12 protein-coding genes and 1 pseudogene are annotated in these 16,825 nt (G+C 70.9%); 4 read left to right on the top strand and 9 right to left on the bottom strand.

Annotated elements, in window-relative coordinates:
* Positions 1-28 precede the first annotated feature (28 nt).
* Positions 29-1,414 (top strand): oxygen-independent coproporphyrinogen III oxidase, encoded by a 1,386-nt coding sequence (hemN, locus tag ASD38_RS21945; protein WP_056447059.1) that lies wholly within the window; start codon positions 29-31, stop codon positions 1,412-1,414.
* A gap of 184 nt (positions 1,415-1,598) precedes the next feature.
* Here the strand turns inward: hemN and ASD38_RS21950 are convergent, their stop codons facing one another.
* The 6 genes and pseudogenes from ASD38_RS21950 to ASD38_RS24820 all read right to left on the bottom strand — a co-directional run.
* Complete coding sequence (locus ASD38_RS21950; protein WP_082554917.1) at positions 1,599-2,750, bottom strand: NAD(P)/FAD-dependent oxidoreductase; 1,152 nt, start codon at positions 2,748-2,750, stop codon at positions 1,599-1,601.
* Positions 2,732-3,637, bottom strand: coding sequence for a ubiquinone anaerobic biosynthesis protein UbiV (ubiV, locus tag ASD38_RS21955; RefSeq protein WP_056447062.1), 906 nt, complete (start codon positions 3,635-3,637; stop codon positions 2,732-2,734). Before ubiV ends, ASD38_RS21950 begins: the two co-directional genes overlap by 19 nt.
* Positions 3,634-4,626 carry a ubiquinone anaerobic biosynthesis protein UbiU gene (gene ubiU, locus ASD38_RS21960; protein WP_056463469.1) on the bottom strand — a complete coding sequence of 331 codons (993 nt, stop codon included), beginning with the start codon at positions 4,624-4,626 and terminating at the stop codon, positions 3,634-3,636. The genes ubiV and ubiU overlap by 4 nt, the downstream gene beginning before the upstream one ends.
* Complete coding sequence (gene ubiT, locus ASD38_RS21965; RefSeq protein ID WP_082560847.1) at positions 4,626-5,180, bottom strand: ubiquinone anaerobic biosynthesis accessory factor UbiT; 555 nt, start codon at positions 5,178-5,180, stop codon at positions 4,626-4,628. The genes ubiU and ubiT overlap by 1 nt, the downstream gene beginning before the upstream one ends.
* A gap of 137 nt (positions 5,181-5,317) precedes the next feature.
* A complete protein-coding gene (locus tag ASD38_RS21970) occupies positions 5,318-6,835 on the bottom strand; it encodes an acetolactate synthase large subunit (RefSeq protein ID WP_056463472.1) in 1,518 nt (505 codons plus the stop codon).
* Positions 6,836-6,917: 82 nt separating this feature from the next.
* Positions 6,918-9,479, bottom strand: a pseudogene (locus tag ASD38_RS24820) (FAD-binding protein); the annotation flags it as partial.
* 275 nt (positions 9,480-9,754) lie between these two features.
* On the opposite strand from ASD38_RS24820, the gene ASD38_RS21990 reads away from it, so the two are divergent.
* From ASD38_RS21990 to tpiA, 3 genes are all read left to right on the top strand, one after another.
* Complete coding sequence (locus tag ASD38_RS21990) at positions 9,755-10,162, top strand: hypothetical protein (RefSeq protein ID WP_056447075.1); 408 nt, start codon at positions 9,755-9,757, stop codon at positions 10,160-10,162.
* Positions 10,163-10,462: 300 nt separating this feature from the next.
* On the top strand, positions 10,463-12,313 hold the full coding sequence (locus ASD38_RS21995; protein ID WP_056463484.1) for a phosphoenolpyruvate carboxykinase (GTP): 1,851 nt from the start codon (positions 10,463-10,465) through the stop codon (positions 12,311-12,313).
* A gap of 78 nt (positions 12,314-12,391) precedes the next feature.
* Positions 12,392-13,135: a triose-phosphate isomerase gene (gene tpiA, locus ASD38_RS22000; RefSeq protein ID WP_082560848.1), complete on the top strand. Its 744-nt coding sequence runs from the start codon at positions 12,392-12,394 to the stop codon at positions 13,133-13,135.
* Between the two features lie 9 nt (positions 13,136-13,144).
* Here the strand turns inward: tpiA and ASD38_RS22005 are convergent, their stop codons facing one another.
* Genes ASD38_RS22005 through ASD38_RS22015 form a run of 3 tightly spaced genes read right to left on the bottom strand, consistent with a single transcriptional unit; the run spans position 13,145 to position 16,668 of the window.
* On the bottom strand, positions 13,145-14,155 hold the full coding sequence (locus ASD38_RS22005; protein ID WP_056463487.1) for a cupin-like domain-containing protein: 1,011 nt from the start codon (positions 14,153-14,155) through the stop codon (positions 13,145-13,147).
* A gap of 36 nt (positions 14,156-14,191) precedes the next feature.
* Positions 14,192-15,538 (bottom strand): alpha/beta hydrolase family protein, encoded by a 1,347-nt coding sequence (locus ASD38_RS22010; protein ID WP_082560849.1) that lies wholly within the window; start codon positions 15,536-15,538, stop codon positions 14,192-14,194.
* Complete coding sequence (locus ASD38_RS22015; protein WP_442857063.1) at positions 15,535-16,668, bottom strand: endo-1,4-beta-xylanase; 1,134 nt, start codon at positions 16,666-16,668, stop codon at positions 15,535-15,537. The genes ASD38_RS22010 and ASD38_RS22015 overlap by 4 nt, the downstream gene beginning before the upstream one ends.
* Positions 16,669-16,825 lie beyond the last annotated feature (157 nt).

Below are 16,825 nucleotides of genomic sequence, written 5' to 3' on the forward strand. Positions count from 1 at the left end.
ATCCGGTCATGGCCTGACCCGTCCAGCCATGCTCGCCACCCTCGTCGCCCCGCCCAGCGCCCGCCCGGTCGCCGACCTGATCGCCAGGTACGACGGCCGCGCGCCGCGCTACACCAGCTATCCGCCGGCCACCCAGTTCACCGCCGAGGTCACCGCCGACCGTTACCGCGACTGGCTGGCCGCCCTGCCGACCGACGAAGCGGTTTCGCTGTATCTGCACATCCCGTTCTGCGCCCGGCTCTGCTGGTACTGCGGCTGCAACACCCGGGCGGTGAACCGCCATGAACCGGTCGGCGACTATGTGCGGCTGCTGCTCGACGAGATCGACCTGCTGGGCGCCGCCCTGCCCGGCCGCCTGAGCGCCGGCGCGGTGCACTTCGGCGGTGGCACGCCCAACATGCTGTCGCTGGGCGAGATCGACGCGATCTTCGACCGCCTGGGCCAGGTCTTCGACCTGACGCCGGACATCGACGTGGCCATCGAAATGGACCCGGCCGTGCTGACCCGCGATTGGGTCCAGGCCGCCGCCGCCCGCGGCATGAGCCGCGCCAGCCTGGGGGTGCAGAACCTCACGCCCGAGGTTCAGGCCGCCGTCAATCGCCAGGACACCTTCGAGCACATCGCCGACTGCGTCGCCTGGCTGCGCGAGGCCAAGGTCGGCTCGATCAACCTGGACCTCATGTACGGCCTGCCCCATCAGACCACGGCCAACACCCTGTCGACGCTCGACCAACTTCTCAACCTGCGTCCCGAGCGGTTGGCCCTGTTCGGCTACGCTCATGTGCCCTGGATGAAGAGCCATCAGAAACTGATCGACGAGGCCGCCCTGCCGGGGCCCGAGGCGCGCCTTGATCAGAGCGAGAGCGCCGCCGAAAGGCTGGCCGCGGAGGGTTACGTGCGCATCGGGCTCGACCACTTCGCCCTGCCCGACGATCCGATGGCCAAGGCGCTGGCGGCCGGGACCTTGCGCCGAAACTTCCAGGGCTACACCACGGATCCGGCCGCCACCCTGCTGGGCATGGGAGCCTCGGCCATCGGCGGCCTGCCGCAGGGCTTCGTGCAGAACGCCACGCACGAACTGACCTGGCGCGCGGCGGTCAAGGAAGGCCGACTGCCCGTGGCGCGCGGCGTCGCCTTCAGCGACGAGGACCGCTTCCGGGCCGAGATCATCGAGCGGCTGATGTGCGATTTTTCCGTCGACCTAGCGGCCGTCTGCGCGCGGCACGGACGTCTTCCGCACAGCCTGGCGGCCGAACTGGCGCGCCTGGCGCCCTTCACGGCCGACGGTCTCGCCGAGGTCCGGGGATTCCGCGTCCAGGTCCTGCCGCCCGGCCGCCTGCTGGTGCGGTCGATCGCGGCGGTGTTCGACGCCTATTTCAACGCCGACGGCCAGCGCCACGCCAAGGCGATCTGAGGTCCTAGAGGGTTGATCGGCATTCGGCTTCGGAAGCGAAAACCTCGTCCTTCGACAAGCTCAGGATGAGGTTTTCTACTGCCCCGGGATGACGTCCTTCTATTGCCACGGCCTGTATAACGGTCCTCATCCTGAGCTTGTCGAAGGACGAGGACCAAGCACCGCGCTTGAATGCCGATCAGCCCTAACCCGCCGGCCTGAACCGCTCCGGCGCATAGGCCTCGACCCGCACGCCATGATCGACCAGATCGCTCGGGACCGGGCGCCCCTCGACCAGGGCCGCCGCCAGCCGGCCCATGGCCGGCGCGGTCTGGATGCCGAAACCGCCAAGGCCCGCCAGCCAGAAGAAGCCGGGGCGGCTCTTGGACCATCCGACCACCGGCGCGCGGTCGGGGGCGAAGGTGCGTAGGCCCGCCCACCGTCCGATCAGGTGGCGCACGGGATGATCGGCGGCGGCCTCGAACCGCGCCATGCCCACGGCGATGTCCATTTCGTCGGCGGCGGCGTCGCAGGGCGGGCTTGGCGTCTCGTCGGCCGGGGTGATCAACATCCGGCCGCCGCAGGGTCGGAAATAGAACCGCTCGTCGATGTCCTTGACCACGGGCCAGGCGGCGAACCCGGCCTGATCCGGCGCCCTGGCCAGCATCACCGTGCGGCGCAGCGGGGTCAGCCCCAGCGGCGCCAGGCCGGCCCCGATCACGACCTCGTCGGCCCAGGCCCCCGCGGCGTTGACCAGGATGGGCGCCGAGATGTCCAGGCTGGGCGTACGAACCCGCCATTCGGAACGCTGGAACGCGATCGCGCCGGCCCCGGCGCCGGTCAGCACCTCGGTCCCCGCCTGCTGGGCGCGGCTCAGATAGGCCGCGTGCAATCGGGCGACGTCGAGATCGCCGGCGTCGGCCTCGATCAGCGCCGCCGCCACCGCCCGGGCTCGGAGGATCGGCACGCGGACCCGCGCCGCACGGCCGTCGAGGACTTCGAACCCGCCCCGCATGGCGGCGAAGGCCTCGAGGCGATCGGTCCGGCCGGCGTCGGCGATGTGCATCACCGGCCTTGGCGTCAGCAGCGGCGGGCCGAAGCCGGCCGGCGGATCGAGGAAGAACGCCCGGCTGGCCAGGGTCAGTCCGGCGATCGCCGCCCCGCCGTATGAGGGGATGTACATCGCCGCCGACCGACCGGTGGTGTGGTAGCCCGCCACCGGCTCGCGCTCGACCAGCGCCACCCGGGTTCGCGGGTCCAGATTGGCGGCCAGGGCGGCGCCGGCCATGCCGCCGCCCAGGATGATCACGTCGAAGGTCCGTTGGGAGGGCATGGCGTTCATGAACGCGCCGTCCATTGGGCCCCGGCTCCGCCTCGCGGATAGCCGTTGACCAGGGGACCGGGAGGATCGGTCGCGCGGATCGCCGCCGCCAGGTCGGCGGGAGCCAGGACACCGTCGGCATAGGCCCGGAAGCCGGCGATCACCTTGGCCATGTCGCCCGAATGGGGCGACAGGCGCAGGGCCGTGACGCCGGCGGCGCGCAACTCAGCCACCGGATTGTCGACGACCTGCACCCCATGGGACAAGGTCTGGACCCCGTTGACCGCCAGGAAGCCGACGCCGTCGAGAGTCTCGACCGTCAGGCCATCGGGGTCGCGATCGCAGACGAACTGGCAATTGTCCTTGTGCAGACCATGGCCGCGCGCGTGATAGCACCGGCCAGACAGGGCCAGCGGCAGCCTGCCGAAGGCGAAGATTTCGATCTCCAGGCCAGGGCACGGCGCCGTCAGCGCCGCCACGGCGGTCAGGGACATCTCGACATTGGCGCACAGCCGCACGCAGCCGCGGGCGATCAGCTCGCCGGCCGCCGCCTCGTTATAGACGTTGAGCAAGGGACCCGCGACGAAGGGCGCGCCCGGCGGGCGATGCGCCAGGGCCGAGATGTCGTTGATCTCGATCAGGGCCGGATCGGCCGCCAAGGCGGCGGTGACCTGTCGATCGCGCGGCAAGGCTGGGAGGGCCAGGGTCGACCAAACCACGGTCTTGCCGGCCGCTTGGAGGAGATCCGCCGCCTCGGCCAGGGCGTGGGCCAGCAGCGGACCGCGTTTGCCGCAGACCACCTCGCCCAGATAGACCCGGTCGACCGCCGGGTCGCGGGCGATCTGGCCGTAGAAGGCCGCGACGCGTTCCGGCGACCAGTTGAACAGCAGGGGGCCGATGGTCAGTTCCAGTCGCGGGCTCATCGCCAGGTCTTCCGGTAGGCGCCCGCCGTCTCGCGACCTCCCTCGGCCAGGCTCGACAGCAGACGTTCATAGGGCTGCGTGGACTCGCCGCGATCCAGGGCGTCGAGGGCGGCGCGGAACGCCGCGGCGACCCGCGCGACATAGGCCTTGCCGCGCTGGCGGCCCTCGATCTTCACCGCGGTGACGCCGGCCTTGGCCAGATCGGCCAGCAGCCCCATGGCGTTGAGGCTGGTGGGCTCCTCGAACAGATAGGACGCCTCGCCACCGGCCTGGAAGCGTCCCTTGCACAGGGTCGGATAACCCGCGGCCTCGCCGGCCTCGAAGCGATCCAGGGTGAAGCCGGCCAGCCGGGAGGTCAGCTGGCCTTGATGATCCTCGAACGCCACCGCCTCGGGCGGCGAGCAGACGCCCGACAGATTGGGCGAACGGCCCGTGGCGTAGGACGACAGGGCGCAGCGGCCCTCGGCCATCACGCACAGCCCGCCAAAGACGAAGGCCTCGGTCTCGACGCTGATCTGGCGGTTGAGCGCGGCGATCTCGGGGGCCGACAGCACGCGCGGCAGCACCACGCGGCGCACGCCATAGGTCTTGGCGTAGTAGTCGATCGAGTCGACCGAGCCGGCCGCCGCCTGCACCGACAGATGCAGACGAAGATCGGGATGGGCGTCCCGCGCATAGGCCAGGATTCCGAGGTCGGCGACGATGACCGCGTCCGCGCCCGCCCGGGCCGCCGCGTCGACCGAGGCTCGCCAGGTGTCGACCGCGCCGACCCGCGCGAAGGTGTTGATCGCCACCAAGACCTTGGCGCCGCGCCCGTGGGCCCAGTCGGCCGCATCCTTGAGTTCCTGGGGCGAGAAGTTGAGGCCCGGGAAGTTGCGGGCGTTGGTTTCGTCGCGCAGGCCGCAATAGACGCTGTCGGCGCCGGCTTCGATGGCGGCGCGCAGCATGGCCGGCGATCCGGCCGGACAGACCAGTTCGATGCGGGCCATCAGGCGCTCGCCCGGGCGGTTCGCGCGGCCAGGCCGCGCAGCAGCCTGGACAGGCTGGCGTTGGCCATGCCCCGCGCGGGGGCGGGCAAGCCCAGGAGATCGGCCAGGGTCAACTCGGCCGCCTCAAGGGCGTTGTGCAGGGCCATCACCGCCTGAACGTCGCCTTCGACCCTGATGCTGCGCGAAAAGAAGGCCGCATCGGCGTCGATCGAGCCGTCGAACAATCCCAGCAGCGCGGTCAGCGGTCCTCGGATACGGGCCGTGCCCGCCATCGGCGCCGTCGCGCGCACAACCCGCACGACGCCCCGGCCGGCGCAAGGCCGCAACTCGAACACCACCGGCCAGTCGTCGGGGGCGAGAACGAACAGGGCGTCCTGGAATCCGTCGAGGCGGTCGAAGATCTCCGGCCGCCGCCGCGCCGCCCGCCGCAGTCCGGCGGTCAGGAGATGCTCGACCGGCCCCCGCAGAGCCATCAACACATCGGCCGCGTGACGATCGAGCGGCGGCGTCGACCGCCGCGATGAAGCCGCGTGGCGGCGAAATCCCTTGGGCATGAAAGGTCCTCTCACCGGGGGGTATGCCTCGCCGCCCGCGGCGCGCGATAGCGGGTCCAGGGCGTCGCGTTCACGCGCTTTGCTCAAGCCGGGCCTTGCTGATCGTCAAGCCGGCCGCCGATGCCACGCCTGCAAGCTTACAGCGCGGCCTCGATGAAGGCCGGCCCCGGGCGCGCCATGGCCCACGCCATGGCTTCGTCAAAGGCTTGGGCGGTGTCGGCCCGCGTCGCGGGAAGCCCCAGCGCCCTGGCCAGGTTCAGCCAGTCGATGCGCGGCGCGCCCAGGTCCAACAGTCCCCGCGCCGCGGGGCCCGCCGGACCGCCGCTGGTGCGGTACATCTCGATGTCGAGGATGCGGTAGGCGTGGTTGGCGAACACCACCACGGTGACGTCGAGCTGCTCGCGAACGATGGTCCACAGGCCCTGGACGGTGTACATCGCCGCCCCGTCGCCGCTCAGGGCCACGACCTTGCGGTCGGGACAGGCCACGGCCGCGCCGATCGCCAAGGGAATCCCCTGGCCGATGGCGCCGCCGGTCAGCATCAGCCAGTCATGAGACGCCGCCGTCTGGGTGGCCTGGAAGATCGGCAGGCCGCAAGTGACCGCGTCGTCGCTGACGATGGCCCGCGCCGGCAGATGGCGGGCGACCGACTGGCCGATGGCGGCGGGGGTCAAGGGCCCTTGCGGCGCCGAGGGACGAACCAGCGACTCGACCGGTCCCTCGGCCGGCGCGTCGAGGGCGTCGGCCAGAGCCCGCAGGGCGGCCGTCCCGTCCGTCCCACGACCGCCCAGAACGACGGTGTCGCAGCCGTCCGGGACCAGCACGCTGGGCCGCTCGGGATAGGCGAAGAAGGCGACCGGCCGCGTCGTGCCGACCAGGGCCATCAGGTCGACGCCCTCCAGGTCGCCAAGGGCCATTTCGCCGAAATAGTGCATGCGGTCGGGCGCGAACCGGCCCGCGCCGCGCGCTTGCCGCGCCACGAAGGTGTCGGTGAGCACGCGCACGCCGGCGGCGGCGATCCGGCCGGCCGCCGCCAGCCCCGCCTCGCCGCAGGCCGCGCCGCCGATCAGCAGCACCGGTTTGCGGGCGGCCTTCAGACGCGTCGCCAAGGCTTCGACCTCGTCGAGGTCCGGCTCGACCCTCGGCGGCGCCGTCACCACCGGCCCGATCACCGTCGTGGCGCTCCAGGCGCTGTCGGCGGGCAGGATCAAGCAGGCGTTGCCACCCGGCGGCCCGAGACTGGCGGCCACGGCCTCGGCGGCCAGCGGTCCGACGGCGTCGGCCGTCTCCGCCGATTTGATCCACAGCGAGTTGGGCGCGGCCAGGGCGGCGATGTCGGAGTTCAGGGGCGCGTCGTGGCCGCGGTGAAAGGTGGCGTGGTCGCCGATGATGTTGACCACCGGGGTGAAGGCGCGGCGGGCGTTGTGCAGGTTGGCCGCGCCGTTGGCGTAGCCTGGCCCCAGGTGCAGCAGGGTGCAGGCCGGCGTCCCGGTCATCCGGCCGTAGCCGTCGGCGGCCCCGGTCGCCACGCCCTCGAACAGGCACAGCACGCCGCGCATCCGCGGCTCGCGGTCCAGAGCCGCGACGAACTGCATCTCGCTGGTGCCGGGATTGGCGAAACAGGCGGTGACGCCGTTGTCGGCCAGGGTGGCCATCGAGGCTGGACACGGGAGCAAGGACCTTGCCCGGATTGAGGACGCCGTCCGGATCAAGGGCGTGCTTGAGCCGCCGCATCAGGTCGATCTCGGCCGGGCCGCGCGACAGGTGCAGGAACGCGCGCTTTTGCAGGCCCACGCCGTGTTCGGCCGAGATCGATCCGCCCACCGTCTGAAGGGGTCCGTAGACGATGTCCTCGACCGCCCGGCGACCGGCTGGCGTGACCTCGGCCAGGCGGACGATCAGATGCAGATTGCCGTCGCCCAGGTGGCCGAAGACGGCCGGAGGTCCCAGATCCGGCCAACGCGCCGCCAGTTGCGCCTGCACCGTCGCGACATAGGCTTCCATCGCCGCGATCGGCAGGCTGACGTCGAAGGCGATGATCGGCCCGTCGCGCGCCGTCTGGGCGACGTCGTCGCGCAGGGCCCACATCGCCTCGCGCTGGGCCTTGGAGCTGGCGACAGCGGCGTCGGCGATCTCGCCGGCCTCGAGGGCCTTGGCCAGGGCGGCTTCGAACCGGGCCGCGTCGCCGGCGACATCGCCGCCCAGGCTCTCGACCAGAACATAGAACGGGTAGCGCCCGTCGAGCGGCGGGCGGCCCCGGGCCGGCGGGCTCGTGACCAGGTCGTGGAAACCGGACCACATCACCTCGAAGGCCGACAGCAGGCCGCCGAGATCTCGCTCCAGACGCCGCAACAGCTGCGGCAACGCCGAAAAGCGCTCGACGCCGACGATGGCGGTGTCCTGGCTGACCGGCGCGGGGCGCAGGCGCAGCACCGCGCGGGTGACCACCCCCAAGGTGCCTTCCGAGCCGATGAACAGCTGCTTGAGGTCGTAGCCGGCGTTGTTCTTGATCAGCGGGCTCATGGCCTGGATCACCGTCCCGTCGGCGAGCACGGCCTCCAGGCCCAGGACCATGTCGCGCATCATGCCGTAGCGCAGGACGCGGTTGCCGCCCGCGTTGGTGGCGATCGTGCCGCCGATCGTGGCCGAACCACGCGAGCCGAGATCCAGCGGCAGCAGCAGGCCTTCGGCGGACGCGGCCTCGCAGGCGGTTTGCAGGACGCAGCCGGCCTGGACGGTCATGGTTCCGGCGACCGGGTCTATCGCCTCGATGGCGGCCATGCGGTCCAGAGACAGGGCCAGGGCGCCGTCGGCCAGGCAGCCGTCGACCAGACCGGTGCGCCCGCCCCACGGAACCACCGCGGCGCCCGCCGCCGACGCCAGACGAAGAATCTCGGCCACGGCCTGGGTCGACGCGGGCCGCAACACCGCCAGGGGCGCGCCCAGCCGGGTCCAGGGACTCTGGTAGCGCTCCTCCAGCGCGGCGCCCGTCAGGACCCCATCGGCCCCTAGGGCCGCGCGTAGAGCGTCGATCAGCAGGTCCATGCGTCTCCCCTTTTGTTGAGCGACGCTAGCGCTGCGCCGAGAAAGCTGAATTGACCCAGGCCAAACCGGGTCTGGTCTATTGTCAGGTCGCGCCAGCAGGTGACGGGCGATGACGTCGCGCTGCATTTCGCTGGCGCCGGAATAGATCGTGGCCGCGCGCAGGCTCAGGCGTCGGGCCATGGCCAGCGCCCCGGCGTCCAGAGCCTCGCCCCCGGCCAGACCGCCGGCGACGCCCACGGCGCCGAGCGCGGCCGCCGCCGGACTCCCGACGATCTCCATCGCCAGCTCGGCGACCTGCTGGTGCAACTGCGTGCCGACCAGCTTGAGCATGGACGGCGCGATCGGGTCGTGCGGCCCTGGCCGGCCCGAGGGCAAGACGGCCAGTTCCAGTTGCTCGAAGGCTTCCAGGTCGACGGACAGGCCGGCCAGGCGGGTGCGCAGGCCCGGCTCGACATCCGGCCCGGCCTGGTTCAACGCCTCGGTGGCGCGGCGAAGAGCACGACGCACCAGGGCGGCCGGGGTGTTGTTGGCGCGCGCTAGCTGCATCAGGCGCTTGGCCATCGACCAGCCGTCGTTCTCGGCCCCCACGCGGTCGGCGACCGCGACCGGCACATCGTCGAAGAACACCTGGTTGAAGTCGTGCTGTCCCGCCAGGTCCAGGATCGGCGAGACCGTCAGGCCAGGGCTGTTCATGTCGACCAGCAGGAAGGTCAGCCCCTGCTGGCGGCGCGCGCCGTCGGCGGTGCGGAAGATGCCGAACATCCGATTGGCCAGATGGGCGCCGGTGGTCCAGATCTTCGTGCCGGTGATGCGATAGACATCGCCATGGCGCACCGCGCGGCAGGACACGGCCGCCAGGTCCGATCCCGCGCCGGGTTCCGAAAATCCTTGGCACCAAAGATCCTGGCCCGACAGGATCGGCGGCAGATAGCGCGCCCGCTGCGCGTCGTCGCCCTGCTCGATCAGCAACGGGCCCAGGCTGCGCAGGCCTGCGGCGAACAGCACGGGCGCGTCGTTCAGGGCGCATTCGCGGTCGAACAGGAAGCGCTGGCGAGGGCTCCAGCCGGTTCCGCCCCAGGCCTCGGGCCAGGCCGGGGCGATCCAGCCTCGGGCGAACAGCTTGGCGTGCCAAACCCGGCAGGCCTCGATGTCGGAATGGACGCCCAGGGTTCGTCGCCCGGCGGCCCGCAAGTCTGGCGTGAGCGCCTTCGCCAGGAAGGCGCTCACCAAGGCCAGGAAGGCCTCGTCCGACATGGACCGCACCGAAGCTGGACTCGGAAAGGGGATCGATTGACGAACCACGAAGCCGGCCCTTGAAACCGCGCGACCCGCGGCCCCTGGACCCTAGGTCAGGCGTCGGGCGAAAACCTTGACCAAGCGCAAGCCCCGAAACCTAGATCACCGTTCGTCGACTTGACCCGCGGCAAGTCGGGACCGTGGACGGCGCCCTAGCCGTCGATGAACCCGGCGATCGGGCGATTTGATCTGACGCAAGGCCCGGACGCCAAAATCCGCCTAGCTGCCGCACCATGACCGAAGACTCCCATTTTCAACAGCTTCTGAGCACCGCGGCCGCCCAGGCCCAGCCGCATCGCCTGCTGTTCGTGTTCGCCGCCGCCGAACTGCCCGATCACCCCACCCCGGCGCAGCGCGAGGCTTTTCTGGCCGGTCGCGGCGGGGCTCTGGCCCCGCTGATGTGCGTCGACAAGGGGGCGGGCGAACTGGCGGACTTCGCCGGACTGGCCGCGGAATCGAAGACCGCCGGACCGCCCTGGCAGGTGGTGTTCGCCGCCGCTCTGCCGGGTCGCGACGGCCTTGCGCCTTCCAAGGCGGAGATCGACGCGGCGATCAAGACGATGGTCGAGGCCGTCCGCCTGGGCGGCGTCGACAAGTACGCGGCCTTTGATCAGGACGGCGAGCCTCTGCGCCTAAGCTGAACCGCCGCCGCCCTAGCAGGCCTTCCCAGGGTCGCCTAGGCGCCAGGCGACAAGGTTCTTGATTCGCTCAAACGACCCGCCCGAGGCGAGGCCCATCGACGCGGCGACGCCCGCGCCCAGGATCGACTTCCTCATAATCAGGCGCCGGGCGCGAAAACATGCCGCCGGCGGAGCACCTGGCGCGCCGATTTTTGACGACAACGTTGTCATTGAAAACATTGGCCTTTTCCCGACGGTTCGTCACGCTATGGTGCGCGCCAAGGCGAGCAATAGTTTCGCCAACATGCAGCAGGACGTGAAATGCAGAACCAAGGGCCGGGCGCTGAAGCGCCCCCGACGAAACACGCGCGTCTATTGGCCTGGGTGGACGAGGTCGCCACGCTGACCAAGCCGAAGGCCGTTCACTGGTGCGACGGCTCCGACGCGGAATGGACCGCCCTGACCGACGAACTGGTCGCCCTGGGCACGCTGAAGCGCCTCAACCCCGACCTCCGCCCTAACTCGTTCTACGCCGCCTCCGATCCGCGCGACGTCGCCCGGGTCGAGAGCCGCACCTTCATCTGTTCGCGGGATCAGGCCGACGCCGGCCCGACCAACAACTGGCGCGATCCGGACGAAATGCGCGGGCTGCTGAACGGTCTGTTCGACGGCTGCATGCGGGGACGGACGATGTATGTCGTGCCGTTCTCGATGGGTCCGGTCGGCTCGCCGATCAGCGCCCTGGGCGTGGAGATCACCGACAGCGCCTATGTCGCCGTCTCGATGCGGGTGATGACCCGCATGGGCCAGGCCGCGCTCGACGCCCTGGGCGAGGACGGCTTCTTCGTGCCTGCCCTGCACACCCTGGGCGCGCCCCTGGCGGAGGGCGAGGCCGACGTGGCCTGGCCGTGCAATGACGACAAGTACATCGTCCACTTCCCCGAAAGCCGCGAGATCTGGTCTTACGGCTCGGGCTACGGCGGTAACGCCCTGCTGGGCAAGAAGTGCTACGCCCTGCGCATCGCCTCGGTGATGGCCCGCGACGAGGGCTGGCTGGCCGAGCACATGCTGATCCTCAAGCTGACCTCGCCGGCCGGCAAGGTGCGTTACGTGGCCGCCGCCTTCCCCAGCGCCTGCGGTAAGACCAACATGGCCATGCTGCAGCCCACCCTGCCGGGCTGGAAGGCCGAGACGATCGGTGACGACATCTGCTGGATGCGCTTCGGCGCCGACGGCCGCCTCTACGCGATCAATCCCGAGGCCGGCTTCTTCGGCGTCGCGCCCGGCACGGGCGTGAAGACCAACCGCAACGCGGTCGACACCCTGCATTCCAACTGCGTCTACACCAACGTGGCCCTGACCGCGGACGGCGACGTCTGGTGGGAGGGCCTCACCGACGTCCCGCCCGAGGGCCTGACCGACTGGAAGGGCCGGGCCTGGACCCCGGCGTCCGGCGAGCCCGCCGCCCATCCCAACGCCCGCTTCGCCGTGCCGGCCGGCCAGTGCCCGGTGATCGCCGACGAGTGGGAGGATCCCGCCGGCGTGCCGATCTCGGCCATCCTGTTCGGCGGCCGCCGCGCCTCGGCCGTGCCGCTGGTCACCGAGGCCTTCGACTGGGAGCACGGGGTGTTCCTGGCCTCCAACGTCGCCTCGGAAGGCACGGCGGCGGCCGAGAACAGCATCGGCGAGCTGCGTCGCGATCCTTTCGCCATGCTGCCGTTCTGCGGCTACAACATGGGCGACTATTTCGATCATTGGCTGAAGGTCGGAGCCGCGGCCGATCCGGCCAAGCTGCCCCGCATCTACTTCGTCAACTGGTTCCGCAAGGACGAGCGCGGCAAGTTCGTCTGGCCCGGCTACGGCGAAAACAGCCGGGTGCTGAAGTGGATCGTCGACCGCCTGGAGGGCCAGGTCGAGGCGGTGGACAGTCCGATCGGCCGCCTGCCCACGCGCGACGGTCTGGACCTGACGGGCTTGGACCTGACCGACGCCCAGCTGGACCTGCTGCTGACCGTCGATCCGGCCATCTGGCGCGCCGAGGCCGCCTTGATCCCCGAGGCCTATGAGAAGTTCGGCGCGCGCCTGCCGCCGGCCCTGTGGGAACAGCTGGCCGCGCTCGGCGGGCGGCTGGCCCGCCTGGATCATCCCGCCAGGATGCTGGAGCAGGCCTGATCACCGGCTTTCTCCCCTCCACCTTCAAGACGCGAGCGCCGGACAGGATCGGCGCATGGAGACCGAATGCACGTCGCTATGGATAAGCCCACCCGGAAGTTCGTGGTCGGCAATTGGAAGATGCACGGCAACCTGGCGGCCCTGCCGGTCCTGGGCGCCATCGACGCGGCGGCGCGCGAGGCGCCCGCCGTGGACGTCGGGGTGGCGGTCCCGGCGACCCTGATCACCGCCGCCGGGCACGCCGCCGGCGCGATCCATGTCGGCGCCCAGGACATCCACGCCGCCGACAAGGGCGCGCACACCGGCTGCCTCTCCGCGCCGATGGTCAAGGACGCCGGCGCGGTCTTCACGATCGTCGGTCACAGCGAATGCCGGGCGGGCCGCCAGGAGACCGACGCCGAGGTGCGCGGCAAGGCGCAGGCCGCCAGGCGGCACGGCCTGTCGGTGATCCTCTGCGTCGGCGAGGCGCTGAACATCCGCGAGGCCGGCCAGGCCGAGGCGGTCGTTCGCGCCCAGCTGGAGAACTGCCTGCCCGACGACGCCGACGGCGACTGGCTGTCGGTGGCCTACGAGCCGATCTGGGCGATCGGCACGGGCCGCTCGGCCACGGGGGACGACATCGCCGCCATGCACGCGGTGCTGCGCGAGACCTGCCGCGCGGTCCTGGGCCCGGCCGGCGACCGCGTCCGGCTGCTGTACGGCGGTTCGGTGACCCCGGCCAACGCCGCCGAGATCCTGGCGACGCCGAACGTCGACGGCGTGCTGGTCGGCGGCGCCAGCCTGACGGCCGAGACCTTCCTGCCGATCATCGCCCACGCCTGAGGCGACAGGTCAGCCGAAGGCGCGCTTGAGGAAGCCGCGGATGTTCTGCGCCAGGCGCGGCGTCAGGGGCCCCAGCACGCCCTTGCGCTCGTCCGGCAGATGGGCGGCGGGGTCGCCGTTGGTCTCGAACAGGTAGTGGTCGAAGATCGCCCGCCAGGCGTCGCGCTGCGGCTTCGGCAAGTGACGCACCGCCAGCAGGCCGTGGACCAGCACGTCGAACGGCGTACCGGCCTCGGGCGGCAGGTCGCGCCACCAGTAGTTGACCAGCACGTTCAGGCTGTCGAGCGACTGGACGTGATGCCACCAGGCGGTGGGGATGTAGATGGCGTCTCCGGGCCCGAGTTCGGCGGTCAGGCCATGCTTGGCCGCCTCGGCGAAACGCGGATAGCGGTCCAGGTCGGGCGCCTCCAGCTGGACCATGCTGATCGGCTGGCCGGCCAGGGTGAAGTCCAGCGGCCCGACATAGAGGTTGGTCGTCTGCTCGGGCGGAAACAGGGTGAAGCGCCGGCGCCCGGCCACCACCACGGCGATGTTGTCGGCCATGTCGTAGTGGGTCTGCACCCGCACCGCGTTGCCGAACCAGATGCGCGGCTCGACCGGCACGGCCAGCATGTCGTGGCTGTTGGCCTCGGCGAAACCCGGCAGCACCTGCGGCGCGAGGGCCGAGCCGACATAGACCGACGGCGGCCGAGCCTCGGCGCCCAGGGCCAGGATGTCGTCGAGGATGGCCGAGATCCCGCCCGGCCGCCGCTCGAAGTTCACCGCCCGCTCGGCGTCGCTGTAGAAGAAGCGGCCGCCGATTTCCGGCGGACCGACGAAGGCCTCGACCGGCGCGCCCTTGTCGAAGCGCTTGATATAGGCCGCCGTCGCGTCCGCCCCCTCGAGACCGGCGCGCGCCGCCGGCCAATCCGCCGCGAAGCCGCGGAACACCACGGGCCGGTAGGCCGGGACGATCTCGGCCCGCAGGATCTCCCGCGTGACGTTCGAACGCTCTTCGAGGGGGGAAAAAGACTGGCTCATGTTACGCTCGAACGGAAACTCGGCGGATGACGACCGCTACGGGCGCTCAAGATAGCGCGAAGCGAAGTCCAGAAAGTAGGGCCAGTTCGGTCCGGGCGTGTGACCGCCCTCGTGCTGGCGGAACGCCAGCTCGCCGTCGGCCACCAGGGTCAGGGGTTCCGGAAAAGCGGTGACGCCCAGGTCGCGGGCTCCCAGCAGCCGATAGACCGGACCGGCGGCGACCGCGGCCATGAACATGCCGCGCGAGTCCACCCAGCCGTCGGCCTGGTCATTGCCGACGCTGATGAACAGCGGCCGGGGCGCGCACAAGGCGATCAGTTCGTGGGCGTCGACCGGCAGGTCGTCGACGGTCAGCGGCCCGGCGTAGCGCAGGAAGTTGCCGGCCATCCAATGATACTCGCCGCTGGCCGCCAGGTTCTCCAGCTGCTCGCCGCGCTTGCGCCGGTGCAGCTTGGCCCCGCCCTCGCCGGACGAGGCGACCAGTCCGGCGGCGAAGCGCTGGTCGTAGGCCATGGTCACCAGCGCCGCCTTGCCGTAGCGCGAGAGGCCTTCGATCGCCACGCGGCGGTCGTCCACGGCCGGATCGGTCGCCAGGAAGTCCAGCACCCGGCCGGCGCCCCAGGCCCAGGCCCGCAGAGCGCCCCAGTCGTCCGGCGCGCGCGGACGGCCGTGATTGACCAGGCCGATCACGCCTCGGCTCAGGCCCGCGCCGTTGTCGGGCTGGACGCTGGTGGGATCGAGAATCGCATAGCCCCAGCCCCGGGCCAGGACCAGGTCGCGCCAATCAGGTCCGGGCGGCGCCGGCCGGCCCTTCATCCAGGGCGCGCCGTCGGGAAAGCCGAACTCCAGCACCAGGGGCCGCCGGCCCTTCCCTTCCGGCGTCACCAGCAGCAGGTCGAGGCTGACCGAGACCGCGGGATAGGCGCGGTTGTCCAGATCGCCGGCCAGCCGCCGTTCGAGCACCGCCACGCCGTTACGGACGTCATGCTTCTCGCTGACGATCCGCCAGCGGACCGCCGGCGTATGCTTGGGCACACGGCCGTGCTCCTCGCGCGAGAACAGCTCGACCAGCTCCGGGCGGCGGCGCTTCCACCAGTCGTCCGGCGTCGCGACCGGACGACCGTCCGGGAACGCCAGCGGATCGGGCAGCAGGCTGAACGGTCCGGCCTTGGCCTCGTCCTGGTTGACGAAGTTGGGCGCGGCGGAATTGTAGCCGTCGACGCCCGGCCGCAGGGCCTTGATCTTCAGGCGGTCGAGCATCAGTTGGTGGTCTTGCTCGGCGGTCAGGGCCGAGGCGGGCGTCGTCTGGGCCTGCGATGGGGCCAGGCCGCCGGCGAGGGCGACCAGCACCGCGCCGACCAGCGCCGACGCCCGGCGGGTCATGTCCGCACCGGCGCGGCCCGGAAGGCCGCCGCCACCGCCTCGCGCATCGGCTTGGGCTTGTAGGCGTCGTCATAGAGCGTCGCGCGCTTGGGCAGGCCGTCCTTGCGCGGCGTGAAATTCTGCAGCCAGGAATATTTGTCGACCATGCCCCAGGCCAGGACCTCCTTGGTCTGACGATAGTCCAGCATCAGGTCGAGATAGGCCTTGGCGACCGACGCCCCCGCCGTGTCGCGGGTCGCGACGTCGCCCGGCAGGTCCCGGTCGTTGACGTCGAATTCGGTGATCAGCAGGTCGTAGCCCATGCCGGTCGCCTCATCGAGGAAGGCGCGCCACGGCTTGTCCTGGGGCCGCCCCAGACTGCCGGGCGCGGCGGGATCCTCGGTGCCCAGGTGGCTCTGCACGCCCAGGGCGTCGACCGGCGTTCCGCGCTTGCGGAAGCCTTCCAGAAGCTTCAGCACTCCGGCGCGGTGCGCCTCGTTGCCGGCCTCCCAGCCCATGTAGTCATTATAGACCAGCCGGGCCTTGGGCGCGAAGGCGCGGGCCGTCTGGAAGGCCACGTCCAGGGTCGCCTCCTGGCCCATCACGTCCGACAGGACGGTCCGGCGGATCGAACCGTCCTGGGGATCGATCGTCTCGTTGACCACGTCCCAGGAGTCGATTTGCGGATAGTGCTTGATGACCTTGGCGATGTGGCTGACCAGCATCGCCTGGGCTTCGGCCTTACCGGCCGGGCCCGAACCGAAATCGTAGTGGTTCAGCCAGGCGGGAAACCACTTGGGGTGATGCCACAGCAGGGTGTGGCCGCGCAGGGCGATGTCGTGGGCCTTGGCGAAGGCGGCGATGCGGTCGGCCCGCTCGAAGGCGAAGGCCTTGGCGTCGGGTCGCAGGGCGTACCACTTCAGCTCGTTCTCGGGGACCAGCACGCCGCATTCGTCGATCAGGACCTGACGATAGCGGGGATCTTCCAGCGAGCCGGTCAGCGAGCCGGGCTTGCCCGCGCCGACGGCGCTGCCGAACCGCACACCCTTGGCCTTGGCGAGGGCGGAGAGCGACGGCCCAAGAGGCCGCTCCCCGGCCTGGGCGAGGGCCGGAACCGCGCTGGCGGCCGCCGCGGCGGCGCCCAGCCCCATGAAGCCTCGCCTCGAAAAGGGAGAAAGGCGGAACGTCATGATGAAGCCCTCTCAACAACACAAGAACACCGCGCGACGTCGGAAGACGGCGCGCGGTGAGTTTGGGGTAGAAGAGCCCTCGTCCACGGAAGGTCGAAGGGTATGCGCCCAGGATGAC

It is taken from the genome of Caulobacter sp. Root487D2Y, assembly GCF_001427165.1.
GTDB lineage: Bacteria > Pseudomonadota > Alphaproteobacteria > Caulobacterales > Caulobacteraceae > Caulobacter.

Bases quoted from the DNA above. Each gene is read 5' to 3' on its own strand.
- hemN (WP_056447059.1), top strand. From the start codon at position 29: ATGCTCGCCACCCTCGTCGCCCCGCCCAGCGCCCGCCCGGTCGCCGAC.
- ASD38_RS21950 (WP_082554917.1), bottom strand. From the start codon at position 2,750: ATGGACGGCGCGTTCATGAACGCCATGCCCTCCCAACGGACCTTCGAC.
- ubiV (WP_056447062.1), bottom strand. From the start codon at position 3,637: ATGAGCCCGCGACTGGAACTGACCATCGGCCCCCTGCTGTTCAACTGG.
- ubiU (WP_056463469.1), bottom strand. From the start codon at position 4,626: ATGGCCCGCATCGAACTGGTCTGTCCGGCCGGATCGCCGGCCATGCTG.
- ubiT (WP_082560847.1), bottom strand. From the start codon at position 5,180: ATGCCCAAGGGATTTCGCCGCCACGCGGCTTCATCGCGGCGGTCGACG.
- ASD38_RS21970 (WP_056463472.1), bottom strand. From the start codon at position 6,835: ATGGCCACCCTGGCCGACAACGGCGTCACCGCCTGTTTCGCCAATCCC.
- ASD38_RS21990 (WP_056447075.1), top strand. From the start codon at position 9,755: ATGACCGAAGACTCCCATTTTCAACAGCTTCTGAGCACCGCGGCCGCC.
- ASD38_RS21995 (WP_056463484.1), top strand. From the start codon at position 10,463: ATGCAGAACCAAGGGCCGGGCGCTGAAGCGCCCCCGACGAAACACGCG.
- tpiA (WP_082560848.1), top strand. From the start codon at position 12,392: ATGGATAAGCCCACCCGGAAGTTCGTGGTCGGCAATTGGAAGATGCAC.
- ASD38_RS22005 (WP_056463487.1), bottom strand. From the start codon at position 14,155: ATGAGCCAGTCTTTTTCCCCCCTCGAAGAGCGTTCGAACGTCACGCGG.
- ASD38_RS22010 (WP_082560849.1), bottom strand. From the start codon at position 15,538: ATGACCCGCCGGGCGTCGGCGCTGGTCGGCGCGGTGCTGGTCGCCCTC.
- ASD38_RS22015 (WP_442857063.1), bottom strand. From the start codon at position 16,668: ATGGGGCTGGGCGCCGCCGCGGCGGCCGCCAGCGCGGTTCCGGCCCTC.